The organism is Kocuria sp. WN036, from assembly GCF_002287015.1.
Taxonomy (GTDB): Bacteria; Actinomycetota; Actinomycetes; order Actinomycetales; family Micrococcaceae; genus Kocuria; species Kocuria rosea.
This window is the reverse complement of record NZ_NSKF01000021.1, coordinates 47,403-68,009: the sequence shown is the minus strand read 5'-3', so window position 1 is coordinate 68,009 and position 20,607 is coordinate 47,403. Positions and strand designations below refer to the sequence as shown.

Annotated in this window: 21 protein-coding genes, 1 tRNA gene and 1 riboswitch; of the genes, 2 read left to right on the top strand and 20 right to left on the bottom strand. The window is 73.0% G+C overall.

The window, feature by feature from the left end:
• Positions 1-469: hypothetical protein (locus CK505_RS18515; protein WP_217987554.1), on the top strand; the 469-nt coding region annotated here is incomplete at its 5' end.
• A gap of 21 nt (positions 470-490) precedes the next feature.
• On the opposite strand, the gene CK505_RS13375 is transcribed toward CK505_RS18515, so the two are convergent.
• The 18 genes from CK505_RS13375 to rpsB all read right to left on the bottom strand — a co-directional run bounded on the left by CK505_RS13375 (position 491) and on the right by rpsB (position 19,101).
• The gene (locus CK505_RS13375) at positions 491-1,258 is read right to left on the bottom strand and encodes a TSUP family transporter (RefSeq protein WP_095651374.1); all 768 of its coding nucleotides are present in this window, start codon (positions 1,256-1,258) and stop codon (positions 491-493) included.
• Between the two features lie 49 nt (positions 1,259-1,307).
• Positions 1,308-3,107, bottom strand: coding sequence for a proline--tRNA ligase (locus tag CK505_RS13370; protein ID WP_017832936.1), 1,800 nt, complete (start codon positions 3,105-3,107; stop codon positions 1,308-1,310).
• 148 nt (positions 3,108-3,255) lie between these two features.
• Positions 3,256-4,110, bottom strand: a complete 855-nt coding sequence (locus tag CK505_RS13365) for a DUF4081 domain-containing GNAT family N-acetyltransferase (protein ID WP_249033787.1) — start codon at positions 4,108-4,110, stop codon at positions 3,256-3,258.
• Between the two features lie 18 nt (positions 4,111-4,128).
• On the bottom strand, positions 4,129-5,295 hold the full coding sequence (gene ispG, locus CK505_RS13360) for a flavodoxin-dependent (E)-4-hydroxy-3-methylbut-2-enyl-diphosphate synthase (protein ID WP_017832938.1): 1,167 nt from the start codon (positions 5,293-5,295) through the stop codon (positions 4,129-4,131).
• Between the two features lie 177 nt (positions 5,296-5,472).
• The gene (locus CK505_RS13355; RefSeq protein WP_035929719.1) at positions 5,473-6,807 is read right to left on the bottom strand and encodes an RIP metalloprotease; all 1,335 of its coding nucleotides are present in this window, start codon (positions 6,805-6,807) and stop codon (positions 5,473-5,475) included.
• A gap of 197 nt (positions 6,808-7,004) precedes the next feature.
• The gene (locus CK505_RS13350; protein WP_176475348.1) at positions 7,005-7,664 is read right to left on the bottom strand and encodes a methionine ABC transporter permease; all 660 of its coding nucleotides are present in this window, start codon (positions 7,662-7,664) and stop codon (positions 7,005-7,007) included.
• Complete coding sequence (locus CK505_RS13345) at positions 7,661-8,740, bottom strand: methionine ABC transporter ATP-binding protein (RefSeq protein ID WP_017834140.1); 1,080 nt, start codon at positions 8,738-8,740, stop codon at positions 7,661-7,663. Before CK505_RS13345 ends, CK505_RS13350 begins: the two co-directional genes overlap by 4 nt.
• Entirely contained in the window at positions 8,737-9,630 is an 894-nt protein-coding gene (locus CK505_RS13340; protein ID WP_035929727.1) for a MetQ/NlpA family ABC transporter substrate-binding protein, read from the bottom strand. The genes CK505_RS13345 and CK505_RS13340 overlap by 4 nt, the downstream gene beginning before the upstream one ends.
• A 100-nt stretch (positions 9,631-9,730) precedes the next feature.
• Positions 9,731-9,847: riboswitch (SAM riboswitch) on the bottom strand.
• Between the two features lie 44 nt (positions 9,848-9,891).
• On the bottom strand, positions 9,892-11,166 hold the full coding sequence (gene dxr, locus CK505_RS13335; RefSeq protein WP_255250956.1) for a 1-deoxy-D-xylulose-5-phosphate reductoisomerase: 1,275 nt from the start codon (positions 11,164-11,166) through the stop codon (positions 9,892-9,894).
• Between the two features lie 131 nt (positions 11,167-11,297).
• A complete protein-coding gene (locus CK505_RS13330) occupies positions 11,298-11,570 on the bottom strand; it encodes a GlsB/YeaQ/YmgE family stress response membrane protein (RefSeq protein WP_017834137.1) in 273 nt (90 codons plus the stop codon).
• A gap of 221 nt (positions 11,571-11,791) precedes the next feature.
• The gene (locus tag CK505_RS13325; protein WP_017834136.1) at positions 11,792-13,423 is read right to left on the bottom strand and encodes a cation acetate symporter; all 1,632 of its coding nucleotides are present in this window, start codon (positions 13,421-13,423) and stop codon (positions 11,792-11,794) included.
• Positions 13,424-13,426: 3 nt separating this feature from the next.
• Entirely contained in the window at positions 13,427-13,807 is a 381-nt protein-coding gene (locus tag CK505_RS13320; RefSeq protein ID WP_095651367.1) for a DUF485 domain-containing protein, read from the bottom strand.
• 164 nt (positions 13,808-13,971) lie between these two features.
• A complete protein-coding gene (locus tag CK505_RS13315; protein WP_095651366.1) occupies positions 13,972-14,580 on the bottom strand; it encodes a DivIVA domain-containing protein in 609 nt (202 codons plus the stop codon).
• 25 nt (positions 14,581-14,605) lie between these two features.
• Complete coding sequence (locus tag CK505_RS13310) at positions 14,606-15,562, bottom strand: phosphatidate cytidylyltransferase (protein ID WP_017834133.1); 957 nt, start codon at positions 15,560-15,562, stop codon at positions 14,606-14,608.
• Positions 15,562-16,119 (bottom strand): ribosome recycling factor, encoded by a 558-nt coding sequence (gene frr / locus CK505_RS13305; protein WP_017834132.1) that lies wholly within the window; start codon positions 16,117-16,119, stop codon positions 15,562-15,564. Before frr ends, CK505_RS13310 begins: the two co-directional genes overlap by 1 nt.
• A gap of 126 nt (positions 16,120-16,245) precedes the next feature.
• The gene (gene pyrH / locus CK505_RS13300) at positions 16,246-17,019 is read right to left on the bottom strand and encodes a UMP kinase (protein WP_017834131.1); all 774 of its coding nucleotides are present in this window, start codon (positions 17,017-17,019) and stop codon (positions 16,246-16,248) included.
• A 232-nt stretch (positions 17,020-17,251) separates the two neighbouring features.
• A complete protein-coding gene (gene tsf / locus CK505_RS13295) occupies positions 17,252-18,082 on the bottom strand; it encodes a translation elongation factor Ts (RefSeq protein WP_017834130.1) in 831 nt (276 codons plus the stop codon).
• Between the two features lie 110 nt (positions 18,083-18,192).
• Positions 18,193-19,101, bottom strand: a complete 909-nt coding sequence (rpsB, locus tag CK505_RS13290) for a 30S ribosomal protein S2 (RefSeq protein ID WP_017834129.1) — start codon at positions 19,099-19,101, stop codon at positions 18,193-18,195.
• Positions 19,102-19,541: 440 nt separating this feature from the next.
• On the opposite strand from rpsB, the gene CK505_RS13285 reads away from it, so the two are divergent.
• A complete protein-coding gene (locus tag CK505_RS13285; RefSeq protein WP_081994350.1) occupies positions 19,542-20,120 on the top strand; it encodes a M23 family metallopeptidase in 579 nt (192 codons plus the stop codon).
• Here CK505_RS13285 and CK505_RS13280 read toward each other — a convergent pair.
• Positions 20,102-20,383, bottom strand: a complete 282-nt coding sequence (locus CK505_RS13280) for a hypothetical protein (protein WP_095651365.1) — start codon at positions 20,381-20,383, stop codon at positions 20,102-20,104. The genes CK505_RS13285 and CK505_RS13280 overlap by 19 nt on opposite strands.
• Before the next feature lie 139 nt (positions 20,384-20,522).
• Positions 20,523-20,596: transfer RNA gene (locus CK505_RS13275), tRNA-Ile, on the bottom strand.
• Between the last annotated feature and the right edge of the window lie 11 nt (positions 20,597-20,607).

Sequence of the window (20,607 nt, the reverse complement as noted above, 5' to 3'; positions counted from 1 at the left end):
GGCCCCCGGCGGGACGACCGCTCCCGGGGCCGTCCTGTGGTCGGCGCTGGACCGCGCCGGCTACGCCTTCGAGGCGCTGGCCGCCCGCACCGGGACGGCCGCGGACGCCGCCGCCCCTGACGTTGCCGCCCCGGCCGGTGCCGTCCCCGCCGAGCTGGCGGCCCGGGCGCGGGCGGACGTCGAGGAGCTCCTGGGGTCCCCGTCCGCCCGGCGGGTGCTCGCGGCGGACCCGGGGCTGCCGGCGGGCGCCTACGTCCTGCCCGAGGACGTGCGGGAGCACCCCGGCCGGGTCGCGGACACGGCGGCGCGGGACGTGCAGGATGCCGCCGCGCACGTGCTGGCCCGCGGGGACGCCGGCGACCGGTGCTGGGCGCTCGTGGCGCTCGAGCGCGCGACCGGGCTGCGCGCCGCGCTCACGGGGGAGGTCGACGCCCTGCCCGGCGTGGTCCGGGACGACCCGCCGCGGTGACCTCCCGCCCGGTGGGGCGGCTCAGGCTCCCCGCAGCACGTCGACGCCCAGCTTGAGGATGAGCAGCGAGACCACGGTGAGGAACACCACCCGGATGAAGCGGCTGCCGCGGGCCACCGCGGTGCGCGCCCCGAGGTAGCCGCCCAGCATGTTGGACAGCCCCAGGACGAGACCCAGGCCCCACAGCACCGACCCGTGGCCGAAGAAGAACACGAGCGCGCCCACGTTGGTCGCGAGATTGACGATCTTCGCCTTGGCGCTGGCGGCCAGGAAGCTGTAGCCCAGCAGCGTGATCATGGCGATGACCAGGAACGAGCCGGTGCCCGGGCCCATCACGCCGTCATAGAAGCCGATGACGGTGCCGATCACCATCGCGGTGCCGTAGTGCCGCGCCCCGCTGTGGCGCAGCTCGGTGAGCTGCCCCACCGTGGGCCGGGCCACGGTGAACAGGAGCACCGCCACCAGCGCGGCGAGGATGATCGGGCGGAACACCGCCTCGGGCAGGGACGCGGCCAGCGCCGCCCCGCCGAAGCTGCCGACCAGCGCGACGCCCGCCATGGGCATGGCGGTGCGCAGGTCCGGGGACGTGCGCCGGTAGAAGGTCAGCGCGCTCGTCGCGGTGCCGAACACGGAGCCCATCTTGTTGGTGGCCAGGGCCTGGACGGGGCTGATCCCCGGGACCATCAGCACCACGGGCAGCTGCAGCAGGCCGCCGCCGCCGACCACGGCGTCGACGAAGCCCGCGGCGAGTCCGGCCGCCACCAGCAGGGCGACGACGCCGGGGTCCATCTGCTCCAGGCCCGAGGCCCCGAGCCAGGCGCCGAGCCCCTGCACGGGATCAGCCGCGCACTGCGGCGGCGACCACGGCGGCGACGCCGTCCCGGGGCACGTCCTCGCTGCTGCCGCTCGCGCGGTCCTTGAGCTCGAGGACGCCGTCCTTGAGGCCGCGGCCGACCACCAGCACGGTGGGCACGCCGAGCAGCTCGGCGTCGCCGAACTTCACGCCCGGGGAGACCTTGGGCCGGTCGTCGAAGAGGACCTCGAGCCCCTCCGCCTCGAGCTCGGCCACGACCTTCTCGGCCTCCTCCAGCACCTCGGGGCCCTTGCCGGTGGCGACCACGTGGACGTCCGCAGGGGCGACCTGGCGCGGCCAGAGCAGCCCCTTGTCGTCGTGGTAGGCCTCGGCGAGGGCGGCCACCGCCCGGGTGACCCCGATCCCGTAGGAGCCCATGGTCACGGTGACGAGCTTGCCGTTGCGGTCGAGCACCTTTAGCCCCAGCGCCTCCGCGTACTTGCGGCCCAGCTGGAAGATGTGGCCCATCTCGATGCCGCGGGCCGCCTCGAGCGGGCCGGAGCCGTCCGGCGCGGGATCGCCGGCCCGGACCTCGGCGCACTCCAGGACGCCGTCCCAGGCGAAGTCGCGCCCGGCCGTGAGGTCGTAGACGTGCTGGCCGGCCACGTTCGCCCCGGTCACCCACCGGGTGCCGCGGACCACGCGCGGGTCCACGAAGAAGGGGATGCCGGTCGAGGACTTCTCGCCGAGCACGGCCTGGTCCGGGGACAGCCCCGGCCCGATGTAGCCCTTGACCAGCAGCGGGCAGGCGCGCAGGTCCTCGTCGCCGGCCTGCTCCACCAGCACCTCGCCGGAGACGTCCAGGGCGGCGCCGATGCCGGCCTCGATGCGCTTGAGGTCCACGGCGCGGTCGCCGGGCAGGCCGACCGCCACGAGCCGCCTGGCGCCGTCGGGCAGGACGACGGCGAGCACCACGTTCTTGAGGGTGTCGCCGGCGGTCCAGGGTCCCTCGGCGCGCGGGTGCAGCTCGTTCGAGCGCTGCACGAGCGTGTCGATCGTGGGGCTGTCCGGGGTCTCGAGCACCCGTGCCTCGGGGGCCCCGGCGGGATCGGTCTCCGCGGGCACCACGGTGGTCACCGCCTCGACGTTGGCCGCGTAGCCGCCGGGCGAGCGCACGAACGTGTCCTCGCCGATGACCGTGGGGTGCAGGAACTCCTCGGAGCGGGAGCCGCCCATGGCCCCGGACTGGGCCGAGACGGCGACCACGGGCAGGCCGAGGCGCTCGAAGATCCGGACGTAGGCCTCGCGGTGCCTGGCGTAGGACTCGTCGAGACCGGCGTCGTCGACGTCGAAGGAGTAGGAGTCCTTCATGACGAACTCGCGCCCGCGCAGGAGACCGGCGCGGGGGCGGGCCTCGTCCCGGTACTTCGCCTGGATCTGGTAGAGGGTGACGGGGAGGTCCTTGTAGGAGGAGTACAGGTCCTTGACGAGCAGCGTGAACATCTCCTCGTGCGTGGGCGCGAGCAGGTAGTCGGCGTCCTTGCGGTCCTTCAGGCGGAAGAGGTTCTCCCCGTACTCCGTCCAGCGGTTCGTGACCTCGTAGGGCTCGCGCGGCAGCAGCGCCGGGAAGTGCACCTCCTGGGCGCCGATCGCATCCATCTCCTCGCGCACCACCTGCTCGACCTTCCCGAGCACCCGCAGGCCCATCGGCAGCCAGGTGTAGATGCCCGGGGCGGCCCGGCGGATGTAGCCGGCGCGGACGAGCAGCTTGTGGCTGTCCACCTCGGCGTCGACCGGGTCTTCGCGGAGGGTTCGCAGGAACAGGGAGGAGAGTCGCAGCGCCACGAGGGCTCCGTTTCTCCCGGGGAGCGCGGCGTGGTGCGGCCGGGCCCGGGCGTCGAGAGGGTGGGCGGCGCCGACGGCGCCGCTGATTCCGGTCAAATCTACACCCCCCGCCCGGCCCGGCCGCACCGGGATCGACGGCCCCGGGCGCTCAGAGCAGGACGGTGGCGAAGGTCCCGACCCGCTCGAAGCCGACCCGCCGGTAGGTGGCGAGGGCCCGGACGTTGTAGTCGTTGACGTAGAGGCTGACCACCGGGGTGCGCCGGCGGGCGAGGCGCACGGCCGCCGCCATGCAGGGCGCTGCCAGCCCCCGGCCGCGGTGCGCCGGGTCCACCCACACGCCCTGCACCTGCGCCACGCCGCGGGCCACCGAGCCGAGGTCGGCCTTGAACACCACGCGGCCCCCCTCGTCGGTCAGCACGAGGCAGCGCCCCGCCTCGACGAGCGCGGAGACCCGGTCCCGGTACCCGCGGTCGCCGCCCGTGTACGGGGAGTACCCGACCTCCTCCTCGAACATGGCGGCGCTCGCCGGGAGCACGGCGGGCAGGTCCTCGGGGCGTGCCACGCGCACGCCGGGGTGCGGGGCGGGCGCGGGGTCCCGGTCGATGGCCAGCAGGGGCTGGACGGGGCGCAGGTCGAAGGGCCGGGGCCACGAGCGCTCCACCCGGGACCACAGCCCGAGGACCAGCTCGGCGGGCCCGAACAGCGAGGCGTGCCGGGACCCGCCCCGCCGCAGGTGCCCTCCGACGAGGTCCAGGCCCGGGCCGTCCAGGGACACGGGCACCACGTTCGTGCCCACCCAGCACGCGCCGGTCAGCTCACCGTCCGGCCCGGCGGTGCCGACCACGGGCGGGATCCGCGAGCCTTTGCTCCCGCGGTACGACTCGACGTGGGCGGCCACGAAGGCGTGGGCGACGGGGTCCGCCTCGAGCAGCCGGTCCAGCTGGGCCGGATCGACCTCCCCCGCCGGCACCAGCCGCGGCGCCGTCCTCCGCTGCGTCCTCACCCGCCCGTCACCGGCCCGTCAGCTGACGCTCACGACGGGGCTGCCCGCCGTGGTCTCCCCGTTCTCGTCCGTCTCCATCTCGGCGGCGATGCGGTTGGCCTCCTCGATCAGCGTCTCCACGATGAGGTCCTCGGGGACGGTCTTCACGACCTCGCCCTTGACGAAGATCTGGCCCTTGCCGTTGCCGGAGGCCACGCCGAGGTCGGCCTCGCGGGCCTCGCCGGGGCCGTTGACGACGCAGCCCATCACGGCCACCCGCAGCGGGACGGTGAGCCCCTCGAGGCCCGCCGTCACCTCGTCCGCGAGCGTGTAGACGTCGACCTGCGCGCGGCCGCAGGAGGGGCAGGAGACGATCTCGAGCTTGCGCGGGCGCAGGCCCAGGGACTGCAGGATCTGGTTGCCGACCTTGACCTCCTCGACCGGCGGCGCCGAGAGGGAGACCCGGATGGTGTCCCCGATGCCCTGGGACAGCAGGGCGCCGAAGGCCGTGGCGGACTTGATGGTGCCCTGGAAGGCGGGGCCCGCCTCGGTCACGCCGAGGTGCAGGGGCCAGTCGCCGCGCTCGGCGAGCAGCTGGTAGGCCCGGACCATGGTGACGGGGTCGTTGTGCTTGACGGAGATCTTGAAGTCGTGGAAGTCGTGCTCCTCGAACAGGGACGCCTCCCACACGGCGGACTCGACGAGCGCCTCGGGCGTGGCCTTGCCGTACCTGTCCATGATCCGCTGGTCGAGGGAGCCGGCGTTCACGCCGATCCGGATGGACACCCCGGCGGCCTTGGCCTCGCGGGCGATCTGGCCGACCTGGTCGTCGAACTTGCGGATGTTGCCCGGGTTGACGCGCACGGCCGCGCACCCGGCCTCGATGGCCGCGTAGACGTACTTCGGCTGGAAGTGGATGTCGGCGATCACCGGGATCGGGGACTTCATGGCGATGATCGGCAGGGCGTCGGCGTCGTCCTGGGACGGGCACGCCACCCGGACGATGTCGCACCCGGTGGCGTTGAGCTCCGCGATCTGCTGCAGGGTGGCGTTGATGTCCGTGGTGGGGGTGGTCGTCATGGACTGCACGCTCACCGGCGAGTCGGAGCCGACGCCCACGGACCCGACCCGGATCTGCCGGGTCTTCCGGCGCGGGGAGAGGACGGGCTGGGGCGCGGCGGGCATGCCGAGGCTGACCGGGGTCAAGGAGTTCCTCCGAGGAATCGAGGGCAGGAGCTGGAGCGGTGGCGCCGGGACCCGCTGGCCGGGCCCGTCACCGGTTCCCATTGTGCCCCATGCTCCGGGGCGGCCCCCGGTGCCGGGGTGCGATTCCTCCCACGCCGAACGCCCGCCGGCCCCGGGGGCGCGCCGGCCGGCCCGGGCTCAGAACAGCCGGACCGGTTTGACGATGTCTGCGTAGATCAGCAGCACGGACATCCCGATCATCAGCACGGCCACCGCGTAGGTCACCGGCAGCAGCCGGGCGGGGTCGAAGGGGCCAGGGTCGCGGCGGCCGAGCAGCCGGGCGCTCCCCCGGCGCAGCGCCTCCCACAGCGCCCCGGCGACGTGCCCGCCGTCGAGCGGCAGCAGCGGCAGCAGGTTGAAGACGAACAGGGCCAGGTTGACGGAGCCGACCAGGCCCACGAGGGAGGCGGCCTTGTCCCGCAGCGCGATCTCCTCGTGCGCGGCGATCTCCCCCGAGATCCGGCCGACCCCCACCACGGAGATCGGCCCGTCCGGGTCCCGGGGCGCGTCGGAGAACGCCGCCTCCCCCACCTCGTAGATCCGCTGCGGCAGGTGCAGGACCACCCCGGCGATCTGCTGCAGCCCGTCCAGCACCGCCCCGGGCACCGCGGTCAGCGGCTGCCGGACGGGCTCGCTCGTGGGGCTGATGCCGATGAACCCGACCTCCTCGTAGCGGGGGGCGCCGTCCTCGCCGGTCACGGCGGCGCCGGAGTCGTCCAGCACGGGGCGCGAGGAGAGGATGGGGGTCAGCGCCGCGGACACGGTCCGGCCGTCCCGCTCGACCACCACCGGGATCCGTTCGCCGGCCCGGTCCCGGATCCGGGCGGTGAGCTCGTCCCAGGAGCCGACCGGGGCGCCGTCGACGGCCGTGACGACGTCCCCGGGGCGCAGCCCGGCGGCGTTCGCGGGGGCCTGGGGGTCCTCCGGCCGGCACTCGGTCTGCCCGGCGGCCTGGCGCTCCGCGGCCACCACGCACTCGGACACCCACGCGACCGTCGTGGTGGGCGTCGCCGTCCCGAAGCCGGAGAGCAGGACGGCCAGGCACAGGGTCCCGAGCAGGAGGTTCATCACGGGGCCGCCGAGCATGATCACGATCCGCTTCCACACGGGCAGCCGGTAGAACACGCGGTCCTCGTCCCCGGGGAGGAGCTGGTCCGCGGCGCCGCCGCGGGCCTCGGCCGCCATCTGCTGGAACACGCCGGTGCTCGAGGCGCGGGCCGTCGAGCCCGCGCGCGCCGGCGGGTACATCCCCACCATGGAGATGTAGCCGCCCAGCGGGACCGCCTTGAGCCCGTACTCCGTCTCGCCGCGCCGGCGGGAGAGCACGGTGCGCCCGAAGCCGACCATGTACTGCGTGACGCGCACGCCGAAGAGCTTGGCCGGCACGAGGTGGCCGATCTCGTGGAGGGCGATGGAGACCGCGATGGCGGCGGCGGCCAGCAGCACGCCCACGAGGAACAGCACGACACCCATCCGTCGGACCTCCCGGGATCGTCGAGGGACCCCGGCGGGCGCCGGGGACGTCGGGGCCGTGCGCTCGGCACGGCGAGGACCAGTCTGCACCACGATCCTGGACGTCGGGCACCGGGCGCACCACAGGGCACGACGACGGCCGGCGCCCTCCCGGGAGGGAGGCGCACCGGCCGTCGGTGGGCTGCGGGGCGGGCGCCTCAGCGGCGCAGGATCCGGCGGGCCAGCCGGTTGCCCGCCACCTGCACGAGCTGGACAAGGACCACGATGACGGCGACCGCCGCCCACGTGACCTCGTCGTTGAACCGCTGGTAGCCCAGGCGCAGGGCGAAGTCGCCCAGGCCGCCGGCGCCGATGGCCCCGGCCATCGCCGACATGTCGGTGATGCCGATGACCAGGAAGGTGTAGCCGAGCACCAGGGGGCCCAGCGCCTCGGGCAGGATCACCGTGGTGATGATGCGGCCGCGGGAGACGCCCATGGAGCGGGCCGCCTCCACGACCCCGGGGTCCACGCTCATGAGGTTCTGCTCGACGATGCGCGCCACCGCGAACATGGCCCCGATGGTCATCGCGAAGATCGCGGCGTTGGGCCCCAGCCGGGTCCCGACGACCCCCTGGGTCACCGGTCCCAGCGCGGCAAGCAGGATGATGAACGGGATCGGCCGGACGAAGTTCACCACGAGGTTGAGGCCCTCGTGCACCGCCCGGTTCTCCAGGATGTTGCCCCGGCGGGTGACGTAGAGGCCGACGCCCACGAGCAGACCGAGCAGGCCGGCGAGCAGCAGCGTGACCGCCACCATGTAGAGGGTCTCCCCGAGCGCGGACAGCAGCTCGGGTCCCAGGACGGACCAGTCGTTCACGCGGCCACCTCTCTCAGGGTCGTGATGCGGGACATCTCGTCGACCACGGCCTGCACGGCCGCGTCCGCACCGGTCAGCTCGAAGGTCAGGGACCCGAACGACTGCTCCTGGAGCACGCTGATCCCGCCGTAGGCGATGGTGAAGCGGACCCCGCGGGCGGCGCCGTCCGAGAGCACCCCGCCGATGTCCACGCCGTCGCCGACGTCCACGATCACCAGGCGCCCCCGGTGGGCGCGGCGCAGCCGCTCGACCTCACGGGCGTCGGGCACCGAGTGCAGGACGGAGGAGACGAAGCGGCGGGCGGTCTCGGTGCGGGGCCGGGCGAAGATGTCCACGGTGGAGCCGTGCTCCACGACCTTCCCGTCCTGCATCACGGCCACGCGGTCGGCGATCGCGCGGACCACGTCCATCTCGTGGGTGATGATCACGATCGTGATCCCGAGCTCCCGGTTGACCCGCTGCAGCACCTGCAGCACCTCCTGGGTGGTCTCCGGGTCGAGGGCGCTCGTCGACTCGTCGGCCAGGAGCAGCTTCGGGCTGGTCGCCAGGGCGCGGGCGATGCCCACGCGCTGCTTCTGCCCGCCGGAGAGCTGCTCCGGGTAGTTGCCGGCGCGGGCGGCGAGGCCCACGAACTCGAGCAGCTCGGCCACCCGCGCCCGGCGCTTCTCCTTCGGCCAGCCGGCCCGCTTGAGCGGATACTCGACGTTGCCGGCGACGGTGCGGGAGGTGAAGAGGTTGAACTGCTGGAAGATCATCCCGATCTCCTGCCGCACGGGCGCCAGCTCGGTCTCGCGCCGGCCGGCCACCTCGAAGCCCTCCACGGTCAGGGAGCCCGAGGACACGGGCTCGAGCCCGTTGATCAGGCGCACGAGGGTGGACTTGCCCGCCCCGGAGTAGCCGATCACGCCGAAGATCTCGCCGCGGCGGACGTCGAGGGTGACGTCGTCGACCGCGAGCACCTCGCGCGCCGCCCGCCCCGAGCCGGTGCGGAAGGTCTTGGAGACGTTGCGGAAGGAGACGAGCACCTCGTCCGGGCGCCCGGGTGCGGGCGGCCCGGCGGGGACCGCCGCGCTCACTGCTCCTGGTCCTTCAGCTCCTGCTGGTAGCGCGCGGTCAGCTCCTGGAGCTCCTCCGGCTCCAGCTGCAGCGGCACGGCGGTGTCCTTGGTCTCCTCCATCTCGGCGTCGAGCACGGCCTGCTCGTGGTAGAGGTCCGCGACCTGCCGGAGGGTCTCGTCGTCGGCGAGCTCCTCCGTGGTGGTGAAGAGGTTGACGTAGGCGCGGGAGCCCTCGGACTCGGGGTCGTCCTGGGCGAGCGCGGACTGCGGGTCGATGTCGGCCCGCGAGAGGAAGTCGTTGTTGATGACCGAGCCGGCCACCGAGTCGAGCGAGAGCACCGTCTGCTCCGCGGAGACCGGCGTGACCCGCACCGTGGAGGCCTCGGTGTCGACGTCGAGCTCGGTGGGGATGAGGGTGTCGCTGCTCAGCTCCACGAGACCTGCGGCCTCGAGCACGAGCAGGGCCCGGGAGAGGTTCACGGCGTCGTTGGGCACCGCGATCTCGTCGCCCTCCTGGAACTGCTCCACGGAGTCGTACTGGTTGGAGTACAGGCCCAGCGGGTAGATCGAGGTCGAGCCGATCGGGGTGATGGAGCCGCCGGCCGCGTTGTTGTAGTCGGCGAGGAACGGGACGTGCTGGAACCAGGTCATCTCCACGTCACCGGACTCGGTGGCGGGGTTCGGCTGGTTGTAGTCGGAGAAGTCGACGTACTCGACGGTGATGCCCTGCTCCTCGGCCACCCGCTGGAGGGCGTCGTGGGTCGGGTCGGTGCCCACCACGCCGATGGTGACCTTGTCGTCGGCCAGCACGCCCTCGCCGGAGGACTCCCCGGCGGAGCCGCCGCAGGCGGTGAGGGCGAGGCCGAGGGTCGTGGCCAGGGCGAGGAAGGGGAGGCGCTGCGATCGCATGTGGTGCCTTTCCGTGGGTCCGGGGTGTCGGAGGTCTCCACCGGGGCCAACGGGTCCGGCGGCCACGGTCGAGGGCGCGCCGGAGGGCGCGTGCGCGGTCGGACCGTACTTGCCGCCGGCCGTCGTCGGCCGGTGCCGGATGGTTCACCTGGGGCACCCCACTACGGGAGAGGGTTGCCGCCCAGCAAGCCAGGGCTGCACGCTGGGACTCGTCATCCGCCCGACAGTCTAGCACGTGCGGCGGGGCCGGGCCCGGCCCGGTCAGCGGGCGAGGACCTCGCGGGCCCGCCCGCGGGCCCAGCGCTCGGCCGCCAGCACGGCCTCGAGCTCCAGCGGGCCTGCGTCGTCGTGCTCGCCCAGCACCGCCTCGACCGTGTCCACGATGGCGGGGAACCGGATCCGGCCGTCGTGGAAGGCGTGCACCGCCTCCTCGTTGGCCGCGTTGAACACGGCGGGGAAGGTCCCGCCCCGCTCCCCCGCCGCCTTGAGGAGCTCGACGGCGGGGAATGCCACCGGGTCGAGGGGCTCGAAGGTCCACTCCGTGGCGCGCGTCCAGTCGCACGGCAGGGCGGCCCCGGGCACCCGGTGCGGCCAGGCCAGACCGAGGGCGATGGGCAGGCGCATGTCCGGGGGCGAGGCCTGGGCGAGGGTGGAGCCGTCCACGAACTGGACCATGGAGTGCACGACCGACTGGGGGTGGACCACCACGTCGATGCGCTCGAGGGGGACGTCGAAGAGCAGGTGGGCCTCGAGCACCTCGAGGGCCTTGTTCACCATGGTCGCCGAGTTGGTCGTCACCATCAGGCCCATGTCCCACGTCGGGTGGCGCAGCGCGTCCCGGGGCGTGACCGTCTCGAGCTCCGCCCGGGACCGGCCGCGGAAGGGCCCGCCGGAGGCCGTCAGCACGAGCCGGTCCACCTCCGCGGCGGTGCCGCCGCGCAGCGCCTGCGCCAGCGCGGAGTGCTCGGAGTCCACGGGGATCAGGGCGTCCGGGTCCCCGGTGGCCGCGGCGGCGGCCTTGACCAGGGCGCCGCCGGCGATCAAAGACTCCTTGTTCGCCAGGGCGAGCCGGTGCCCGGCCCGCAGCGCCGCCAGCGTGGGGGCGAGCCCGATGGAGCCGGTGATCCCGTTGAGCACGAGGTCGGCGTCGGGGTGGGCGGCGGCCGCGGACGCGGCGTCGGGCCCGTGCACGACGTCCGGGCGGTATCCCCCGGCCCCGGCGGACGCGGCCCGGTCCGCGATGAGGCCGGCCAGCCGGGCGGCGTCCTGGGCGGTGCCGCTGGTCGCCACGAGCGCGGCGCGGGTCTCGAGGGCCTGCTCGGCGAGGAGCTCGAGGTGCCGTGCTCCGGCGGCGAGGGCGACCACGGTGAACGGGTCCGCGCCCTCGAGCTCGCGGGCGGCCCGCACGACGTCGAGCGCCTGGGTGCCGATCGAGCCCGTCGACCCGAGGACGCTGATCCGGCGGGGGCCGGCGGCGGCCAGGGCGCGCAGCTCGGGTGTCGGGCGGGTGCGGGGCGAGGTGGCGGGGGGCGTCATGGCCCCAGTATCCCCCAGCGCCACTCCTCGGTGCGGTGCCCGCAGGGGGTGCCTGCGGACGGCCCGGAACGGGCCGAGGCCCCGTCCACCGGGAGCGGTGGACGGGGCCTCGGCGACCGACGGGGGTGGGATCAGCGCGTGGCGCGACCCTTGCGGCCGGAGACCGCGCCCCAGATGAAGAGCACGATGAGGGCTCCCACGACGGCGGTGATGATAGTGCCGATGTCGAACGCGGACTCCAGGTCCCCGATGCCGATCAGCGAGCCGAGGAAGCCTCCGAGGAGGGCCCCCACGATGCCGAGGACGATCGTGACGATGATGCCGCCACCCTGGCTGCCCGGCATGATGAGCTTGGCGAGGGCGCCTGCGATGAGGCCGAGGATGATCCAGCTGATGATTCCCATGATGGCTCCTTATCCGTCCCGGGAGGGACTTTTATTGTACGCAACCGGCGAGTATCCCTGGAATACCCTGAGGTTGCTTCTGCGCCTCACCCTAGCCGACGGTCAGCCGCCTGTCTGTTCCCGTTAGCCAATCGACGCGTTCCCCCGGACGCGGACCGGCCCGCCGGAAGCCGGGGCTTCGGGCGGGCCGGTGGATCCTCCCAGGTGGGAGCGGGAATCCGTCAGTGGGCGACGGGCTTCTCGGCGCCGATGCCTGTGAGGGAGCGCACCTCCATCTCGGACTGCTTGATCGGGTCCTCGAGACGGCGCTCCGTCATGGAACCGATGAAGCCGAGCAGGAAGGAGGCCGGGATCGAGACGATGCCCGGGTTCTGCAGCGGGAACCACGCGAAGTCGGCGGTCGGGATCATCGACGTCTCGGAGCCGGACATGACCGGGGAGAAGACGATGAGGCCCACCGAGAGGATCAGGCCGCCGTACATGGACCAGACCGCGCCCCGGGTGGTGAAGCGCCGCCAGTACAGGGAGTACAGGATGGTCGGCAGGTTCGCCGAGGCCGCGACCGCGAAGGCGAGCGCCACGAGGAACGCGACGTTCTGGCCCTGGGCGCCGATGCCGCCCGCGATGGAGACGAGACCGATGACCACCACCGTGGTCTTCGCCACCTTCAGCTCCTTGCGGGGATCGGAGTTCCCCTTCTTGATCACGCTGGTGTAGATGTCGTGGGCGAACGAGGCCGAGGCCGTGATGGCCAGGCCGGCGACGACCGCGAGGATCGTGGCGAAGGCCACCGCCGCGATGATGCCCATCAGCAGGGACCCGCCGAGCTCGAAGGCCAGCAGCGGGGCCGCGGAGTTCACGCCGCCGGGTGCCGCCTGGATCCGCTCGGCGCCGATGAGGGCCGCCGCGCCGAAGCCCAGGATGAGGGTGAAGAGGTAGAACAGGCCGATCAGCGAGATGGCCCAGACCACGGAGGTGCGCGCCTCCTTGGCCGTGGGCACCGTGTAGAAGCGCATGAGCACGTGGGGCAGGCCCGCCGCGCCGAAGACGAGGGCCAGGCCCAGGGAGATGAAGTCCAGCTTGCTGGTCTCGCTCACGCCGTACTTCAGGCCCGGCTCGAGGATGGCCGGGTTGCCGGAGACGGCGACCGCGTCACCGAGCAGGGAGGAGAAGTTGAAGCCGTAGAGCGCCAGGATCCAGACGGTCATGACCGCCACGCCGGAGACCAGGAGCACCGCCTTGATGATCTGCACGTAGGTGGTGCCCTTCATCCCGCCCACGAGGACGTAGACGATCATGAGCACGCCCACGACCACGATGACCAGCGACTGCCCGACCCGCGAGCTGATGCCCAGCAGCAGCGACACCAAGGCGCCCGCCCCGGCCATCTGGGCCAGCAGGTAGAACGCGGACACGGCGAGGGTGGAGATGGACGCCGCGACGCGCACGGGGCGCTGGCGCAGGCGGAAGGACAGGACGTCCGCCATCGTGAACTTGCCGGTGTTGCGCAGCAGCTCGGCGATCAGCAGCAGCGCCACGAGCCAGGCCACGAGGAAGCCGATGGAGTAGAGGAACCCGTCGTAGCCCTGGAGGGCGATCGCGCCCACGATGCCCAGGAAGGACGCCGCCGAGAGGTAGTCGCCCGCGATGGCCAGGCCGTTCTGGGTGCCGCTGAAGCCGCGGCCGCCGGCGTAGTAGTCGGCCGCCGTGGACGTGGACTTCGAGGCGCGGAGGACGATGACCATCGTGACGACGACGAACGCGCCGAAGATGGAGATGTTGATCCAGGGCGTGCCGACCGTCTCCGTGGTGGCGGCCGTCATGGGCGCGAGCGCGGTGTGCAGCTGGTGCATCGGTCAGTTCTCCTGTCCGTGGACGCCGCCGGTGGTGCCGAGGCTGGGCTCGAGACGCTCCCGGATGGCCGTGGCCTTCGGGTCCAGCTTGCGGTTGGCGAAGGACACGTAGGCCCCCGTGATGGCAAAGGTCGTGACGAACTGGAGCAGGCCCAGGACGACGCCGAGGTTGACGTTGCCGATGACCTGGATGGCGAACAGCTGCGGCGCGTACATGGCGAGCACCACGTACAGCAGGTACCAGACCAGGAAGGCGACGGCGAGCGGGAAGACGAAGCCGCGATGGGTCCTCCGCAGCTCCTGGAACTCTGGCGACCGCTGGGCCGCGGGGAAATCGATGTCGGCGACGAGGTCGTCGGCGTCGATGGGTGGCTGGGTGGACATGGGCTACCTCCTCATGTGATGTGGCCCACACTAGGCCGTTGTATGCACAGGAGCAAGGCGTGACACCCAAAAGTTGCTTTTCAGGGGTCAGGATGAACACGGAACGGCGTTTCTGGACGAGGACCGGTCCAGCATGTATACACAGAGGCTTCGGGGAGCCTGTTTCAGCGAGAGGCCAGGAGCAGTTGGACGGCGCGGTCCAGGAAGGCGTCCACCTGCTGCTCCTCGTAGCTGCGCTCCCCCTGCGCGGGCGGGAACACGGCCCGGCGCAGCTCGGCCGGCGCGAGGTCCGCGGCGCCCTCCAGCCGGGCGCCCAGGCGCTCGCAGAGGACGTCCACGTGGGCCGCGGAGTAGCCCTGGGCCCGCGGCCGGGAGGGGCGCCGGAAGCGCTGCGTGCGCGGCCGGTCGAGACGGTTCCGGAGCAGCCGGGTCAGGGCGTCGACGTGCTCCTGCCAGGCCTCGGGGCCCCGGTCGCGCAGGCACTGCTCGCGCTCGGCCGCGGCCAGCGCGTCCTCGGCCGCGTCCAGCAGCCCGTCGACGGCCTCCGGCCGGTAACCGCCCCGCGCGTCGGCGAAGACGGCGGCGCGCACCTGAGTGCTCAGCACGGCCCCGGACCGGTGCGCCGGTCCGGGACCGGGCGGCGCGTCCTGCAGGGCCGCGTGCACGCCGGCCAGGAGCTCGTCCACCTGGACGACGTCGTAGCCGCGCTCGGCCTCGGTGCACCGCGGGATGCGGGCGGTGGCCGGCCGGGCTCCGGGGCGGTCGGGAGGCATGGGCTGCGGGTCCTGGACGCCGGGCTCAGGCGCTCGCGGCGAAGAGCTCGAACAGCAGGTACCCGGCGGGCACGGCGAAGAGGATGGAGTCGATCCGGTCCATCACGCCCCCGTGGCCGGGCAGGAGGGTGCCCATGTCCTTGATCCCCAGCTCGCGCTTGACCATGGACTCGGAGAAGTCGCCGAGGGTGGCGGCGAGCACGAGCACCGCGGCGAGCACGGCGCCCTCCCACCAGGCGTGGTCGAGCAGCAGCACGGCGCACAGGACGCCGATCAGCACCGAGCCGCCCAGCGACCCGGCGAAGCCCTCCCAGGACTTCTTGGGGCTGATCCGCGGCGCCATGGGGTGGCGGCCCCAGACCACGCCCACGGCGTAGCCGCACGTGTCCGAGCCGACGGCCAGCAGGATGACCGTGAGCACCTTCAGGGGGCCCGCCTCGGTGTGGTAGAGCAGCAGGGCGATGCTCAGCAGGAAGCCCACCCAGACCAGGGCGAACACGGAGCCCATGATGGACAGGATCATGCCGTCCCGGCCCCCCAGGGCCCGCCAGACGATCACGAGCGTCAGCCCCACGATCACGGCCATCATCAGCGCCTCGCCGCCACCGGCGAACGCGGCGACCGGCATCAGCACGCCCGCGGTCACCGCCGGGACGCGCGGGATGACGATGCCGCGGTAGCGCAGGGACCGGCCGACCTCCCAGACGCCGATCCCCGCCGCCGTCCCGGCGAAGAGCGCCAGGACGAGGGGCTGGACGAACAGCCCGACGAGCAGGGTCCCGATGAGCACCACGGCGACGCCCACGGCGGCCGGCAGGTTCCGGCCGGCGCGGGAGGGGGCGGTGTGCCGGCGCCCCGGCGTGCCGGGGGTCGTCGCGGCGCCGGCCCGGACGGGCGCCGGCCGGGCACGCGGGGAGAAGGCCCCCCCGGCGGTTCCCGGGGAAGCCTTCGTCTCCTGGTGCGGTCGCGGCTGGTCCGGCATCAGACCTGCAGCAGCTCCGCTTCCTTGTTCTTGAGCATCTCGTCGATCTGGTCGATGTGCTTCTTGGTCGCGGCGTCGAGGTCCTTCTCGGCGCGCTTGCCCTCGTCCTCGCCGATGTCGCCGTCCTTGACGGCCTTCTCGATCTGGTCCTTGGCGTGCCGGCGGATGTTGCGCACGGAGACGCGCGCCTCCTCGGCCTTGTGCCCGACGACCTTGACGTACTCCTTGCGCCGCTCCTGCGTCAGCTCCGGCATGACCACGCGGATGACGTTGCCGTCGTTGGCGGGGTTCGCCCCGATGTCCGAGTTGCGCAGCGCCTTCTCGATGTCGTTGAGGGCGGAGCGGTCGTACGGCGTGATGAGCAGCGTGCGGGCCTCGGGGTTCTGGAAGGAGGCGAGCTGCTGGAGCGGGGTGGGAGTGCCGTAGTACTCGACCAGCAGGCTCGAGAAGAGGGAGGGGTTGGCCCGGCCGGTGCGAATCGCGGCGAAGTCCTCCTTGGCGCCCTCCACGGCTTTGCCCATCTTGGTCTTCGCTTCGGACATGGTCTCTGAGATCACGTAGGGGCTCCTTCGTCGTGTCGCACGGAGTCCTCCGCGCGGGGTCGGTTCGGCCGGTCGCCGCGCGGGAACCACGCCGCCCGGCCGTGCTCGCCCCAGTCTAACCGGGGGCCGCCCGGCACCGGCTCACGCGGTGACGAGGGTGCCGATCTGCTCCCCGAGGATCGCGCGGGTGACGTTGCCCTCGCCCTCCATGCCGAACACGCGCATCGTCACGTCGTTGTCGCGGCACAGGCTGAAGGCCGTCTGGTCCATGACCCGGATGTCGCGGGCGAGGGCCTCGCCGTAGGTGAGGGTGGACAGCCGCTGGGCGTCCGGGTTCGTGCGGGGGTCCGCGGTGTAGACGCCGTCCACCCCGTTCTTCGCCATGAGGACCTCGTCCGCGTGGACCTCCAGGGCCCGCTGGGCCGCGACGGTGTCGGTGGAGAAGTAGGGCAGCCCGGCGCCGGCGCCGAAGATCACGACCCGGTCCTTCTCCATGTGCCGGATGGCCCGGCGCGGGATGTAGACCTCGGCCACCTGCTCCATCTTGATCGCGGACTGCACCCGGGTGTCGACCCCGCACTGCTCGAGGAAGTCCTGCAGGGCCAGACAGTTCATGACGGTGCCCAGCATCCCCATGTAGTCCGCACGGGAGCGGTCCATGCCGGCCTGGGAGAGCTCCGCGCCGCGGAAGAAGTTGCCGCCGCCCACCACGATGGCGGTCTCGACCTGGCCCACGGTGGCCGCAATCTGCTCGGCGATGTCGCGGACCACGCGCGTGTCCACCCCGATGGAGCCGCCGCCGAAGACCTCGCCCGAGAGCTTCAGCAGCACCCGGCGGCGGGCGGGGGCGACCCGGGGGTCCCTGCTCAGGCGCAGGGCCTCGTCCTTGATCTCGGAGGCAGAAGTGGTGGGCATGGTTCCTCCCGGCGACGACGGAGCTGCGTGGACCGGCTCGGCCCCGCGGGGGTGCAGCTGGCGCGGGGGGCGGGCCTCCCTCAGCATACAGAACGCGTCCGCCCCCGGGCGCCGGCCCCCGGGGCCTCGAGGGCGTCGTCGCAGGCGGGACCGGGAACGACGACGGAGGCGCCCCTGCCGTGCAGGAACGCCTCCGTCGCGAGCGGGCGCCGGGCGCCCGGGAGAGGACCGGTCAGGCGCCGACGCGGAAGCGGGCGAAGGCCGTGGCGGTCGCACCGGCCTCCTCGAGCACCTTGCCGACGGTCTTCTTGGAGTCCTTGGCGAAGTCCTGGTCCAGCAGGACGACGTCCTTGAAGTAGCCCTTGAGGCGGCCGTTGATGATGTTCGGCAGGATCTTCTCCGGCTTGCCCTCGGCGCGGGCCGTCTCCTCGGCGACGCGCTTCTCCGACTCGACGGTCTCGGCGGGCACGTCCTCCTGGGAGAGGAACGTCGGGGACATCGCGGCGATGTGCACGGCGACGTCGTGGGCGACCTGCCCGGCGTCGGCACCGGCCACGGCCAGCAGCACGCCGACCTGCGCCGGGAGGTCCTTGGAGGTCTTGTGCAGGTAGACGGCCACGTTGTCGCCCTCGACGCGGGCGATGCGCCGGACGACGACCTTCTCGCCGAGCAGGGCACCGGTCTCGGTGACGAGCTCGGAGACGGCCTTGCCGTCGACCTGGGCGTCCATGAGGGACTCGAGCGTGGTGGCGTCGGCGGCCACGGCGGCGTCGAGCACCTTGTTGCCGAACTCGACGAACGGGGCGGACTTCGCCACGAAGTCGGTCTCGGAGTTGACCTCGACCATGTACCCGACGGTGCCCTCGACGCGCGCGGCGACGAGGCCCTCGGCCGTGGCCCGGCCCTCGCGCTTGGTGACACCCTTGAGGCCCTTGACGCGGATGATCTCCTGCGCCTTCTGGAGGTCGCCGTCGGCCTCGTCGAGCGCCTTCTTGACGTCCAGCATGCCGGCGCCGGTGCGCTCACGCAGGGCCTTGATCTCGGTGGCGGTGTAGTTCGCCATGGAAACTCCTCACTCGGTCGGTGGTGCCGGCCGGGGCGGGCACGGGCCCGCCCCGGCCGGCCTCGGGCGGGGACGGTGCCCCGCCGGGGGAAACGGACGGTGGACGGAGACTACTCGGCGGCGGTCTCGGTCTCGGCCGGGGCCTCGGCGGGAGCCTCGGTCTCGGCCGGGGCCTCGGTCGCGGCGGCGGTCTCGGCCTCGGCCGGGGCAGCGGTCTCGGCCGGGGCCTCGGTCGCGGCGGTCTGCTCGGCGGCGTGCTGCTCGAGCAGCTCGCGCTCCCACTCGGCCATCGGCTCGGCGGCCTGGTCGGCACCGCCGGACTTCTTGTTGTGGCGCTCCATGAGCCCCTCGGCCACGGCGTCGGCGATCACGCGGGTCAGGAGGTTGACGGAGCGGATGGCGTCGTCGTTGCCCGGGATCGGGAAGGCGACCTCGTCGGGGTCACAGTTGGTGTCGAGGATCGCGACGACCGGGATGCCCAGCTTCTGGGCCTCGTCCACCGCGAGGTGCTCCTTCTTGGTGTCCACGATCCAGATCAGGGAGGGGGCCTTGGTCAGGTTGCGGATGCCGCCGAGGGTGCGCTCCAGCTTCTCCTTCTCGCGGCGCAGGAGCAGGAGCTCCTTCTTCGTGTACTGCGAGCCCGCGACGTCGTCGAAGTCGATCTCCTCGAGCTCCTTCATGCGCTCGATGCGCTTGGAGACCGTGGCGAAGTTCGTGAGCATGCCGCCGAGCCAGCGGTGGTTCACGTAGGGCATGCCCACGCGGGTGGCCTGCTCGGCGATGGCCTCCTGGGCCTGCTTCTTGGTGCCGACGAAGAGGATGGTGCCGCCGTGGGCCACGGTGGTCTTGACGGCCTCGTAGGCGCGGTCGATGAAGGACAGCGACTGCTGGAGGTCGATGATGTAGATGCCGTTGCGCTCGGTGAAGATGAAGCGCTTCATCTTCGGGTTCCACCGGCGGGTCTGGTGGCCGAAGTGCACGCCGCTGTCGAGGAGCTGGCGCATGGTAACGACGGACATGTCGTCTCCTGGTCTCTCGTGCGGGAGGGCGTGCGACGACGCCCGGCCCGCGGGTTCGGTTCTCGGCTGCGTCCGGCGGACGAGCCCCTGGTGCAGCGGTGGACGGACCCTGCGGGTCCGTCTCCCGGCCGCCGTGCCGCACCCCGCCGGGACGGGGAACGCGGACCGGGGCGGCCGGACCGGGACGGGAGGTCCCGGCGGCGCTGCGCGCGAAGTCAGCTGCTCGCCACCGCGCCGTCGGCTCCGGCGTCGGGGCCGGGTCCGGGTGGGCGCGAGGGCGCGCCACGAGGGGCGCCTCAGAGCACACTGCGGGATCGAGTGTACTACAAGGGCCTCGTCCGCCCTGCACCCGGCCGGGGGCTGCCGGAGGGGCCCCGGGACCGTCCACAGCACGCTGCCGGGTGGCCCTCCGCCCGGCCCCGGTGGCGGACAGTCGGGACATGCCCACCGGACCCTCCCCGCTCCTCCGTCTCCTGCACCGGACCCCTGCCCGGACCGGGCCGGCCGGCGTGGTGGGGCTCGCGATCGTGCTCGTGCTGGGGGTGCTGCTTCCCTCCCCCGGTTCGGCGGCCCAGGGGTGGGCGTGGCCCCTGTCGCCGCGGCCGGCCGTGGTGGGCGAGTGGGTTCCGCCCGCCCAGCGGTGGGCGCGGGGCCACCGGGGCGTGGACCTGGACGCGGGCCCGGGCGCCGCCGTGCGCGCCCCGGCCGCGGGAACGGTGGCCTTCGTGGGGTTCGTGGTGGACCGCCCGGTGCTCACGCTCGACCACGGCGGGGGTCTGCGCTCGAGCTTCGAGCCCGTCGAGTCGTCCCTGGTCCCCGGGGACCGGGTGCACCGCGGCCAGGTCGTGGGCGTGCTGCGCGGCCGGGACCACTGCGGCCCGGGGACCTGTCTGCACTGGGGCGTGCGCCGGGACGGCGACTACGTCAACCCGCTGCAGTTCGTCGGCGCGCTCGAGCCGTCGGTGCTGCTCCCCGTGCCCGAGCGGCTGCGCGCGGCCGCTCAGCCCTCGTCGTCCTGAGCGTCGTCGACGCCCTCCTCGACCTCCTGCTGGACCTGGTCGGCGCCCTCCTCGACCTGGCCGGCGCCCTCCTCGACCTCCTGCTGGACCTGGTCGGCACCCTCCTCGACCTCCTGCTGGACCTGGTCGGCACCCTCCTCGACCTCCTGCTGGACCTGGTCAGCGCCCTCCTCTACGTCCTCGGTGGAAGTGTCGCAGCCGGTCAGTGCGGCGAGCGCCAGGGCGGCGACGGACAGGAGGCTCCACGGCGTGCGTCGGCTCATCTCGGCGTCCTCTCGGTGGGTGGTGCGCGGATCGGACCACCAGTGCACCACATCCGCAGGGGACGCGCACCCGGTGGACGGGACGTGCGGACGGAAGCACCCCTCCCACCGGGGGACGCGCGGTGGAAGGGGTGTCGGGTAGGGCCGGTGGGGCTTGAACCCACGACCGAAGGATTATGAGTCCTCTGCTCTGACCAGCTGAGCTACGGCCCCGCGCCGGGACG

Coding starts and splice junctions, on each gene's coding strand:
- CK505_RS13280 (WP_095651365.1), bottom strand. CDS start 20,383: ATGAGCCGACGCACGCCGTGGAGCCTCCTGTCCGTCGCCGCCCTGGCG.
- CK505_RS13355 (WP_035929719.1), bottom strand. CDS start 6,807: ATGGGTGTCGTGCTGTTCCTCGTGGGCGTGCTGCTGGCCGCCGCCGCC.
- CK505_RS13310 (WP_017834133.1), bottom strand. CDS start 15,562: ATGCCGGACCAGCCGCGACCGCACCAGGAGACGAAGGCTTCCCCGGGA.
- dxr (WP_255250956.1), bottom strand. CDS start 11,166: ATGACGCCCCCCGCCACCTCGCCCCGCACCCGCCCGACACCCGAGCTG.
- CK505_RS13325 (WP_017834136.1), bottom strand. CDS start 13,423: ATGCACCAGCTGCACACCGCGCTCGCGCCCATGACGGCCGCCACCACG.
- CK505_RS13340 (WP_035929727.1), bottom strand. CDS start 9,630: ATGCGATCGCAGCGCCTCCCCTTCCTCGCCCTGGCCACGACCCTCGGC.
- CK505_RS13285 (WP_081994350.1), top strand. CDS start 19,542: ATGCCCACCGGACCCTCCCCGCTCCTCCGTCTCCTGCACCGGACCCCT.
- CK505_RS13315 (WP_095651366.1), bottom strand. CDS start 14,580: ATGCCTCCCGACCGCCCCGGAGCCCGGCCGGCCACCGCCCGCATCCCG.
- CK505_RS13330 (WP_017834137.1), bottom strand. CDS start 11,570: ATGGGAATCATCAGCTGGATCATCCTCGGCCTCATCGCAGGCGCCCTC.
- rpsB (WP_017834129.1), bottom strand. CDS start 19,101: ATGTCCGTCGTTACCATGCGCCAGCTCCTCGACAGCGGCGTGCACTTC.
- pyrH (WP_017834131.1), bottom strand. CDS start 17,019: ATGCCCACCACTTCTGCCTCCGAGATCAAGGACGAGGCCCTGCGCCTG.
- CK505_RS13375 (WP_095651374.1), bottom strand. CDS start 1,258: ATGGACCCCGGCGTCGTCGCCCTGCTGGTGGCGGCCGGACTCGCCGCG.
- tsf (WP_017834130.1), bottom strand. CDS start 18,082: ATGGCGAACTACACCGCCACCGAGATCAAGGCCCTGCGTGAGCGCACC.
- CK505_RS13320 (WP_095651367.1), bottom strand. CDS start 13,807: ATGTCCACCCAGCCACCCATCGACGCCGACGACCTCGTCGCCGACATC.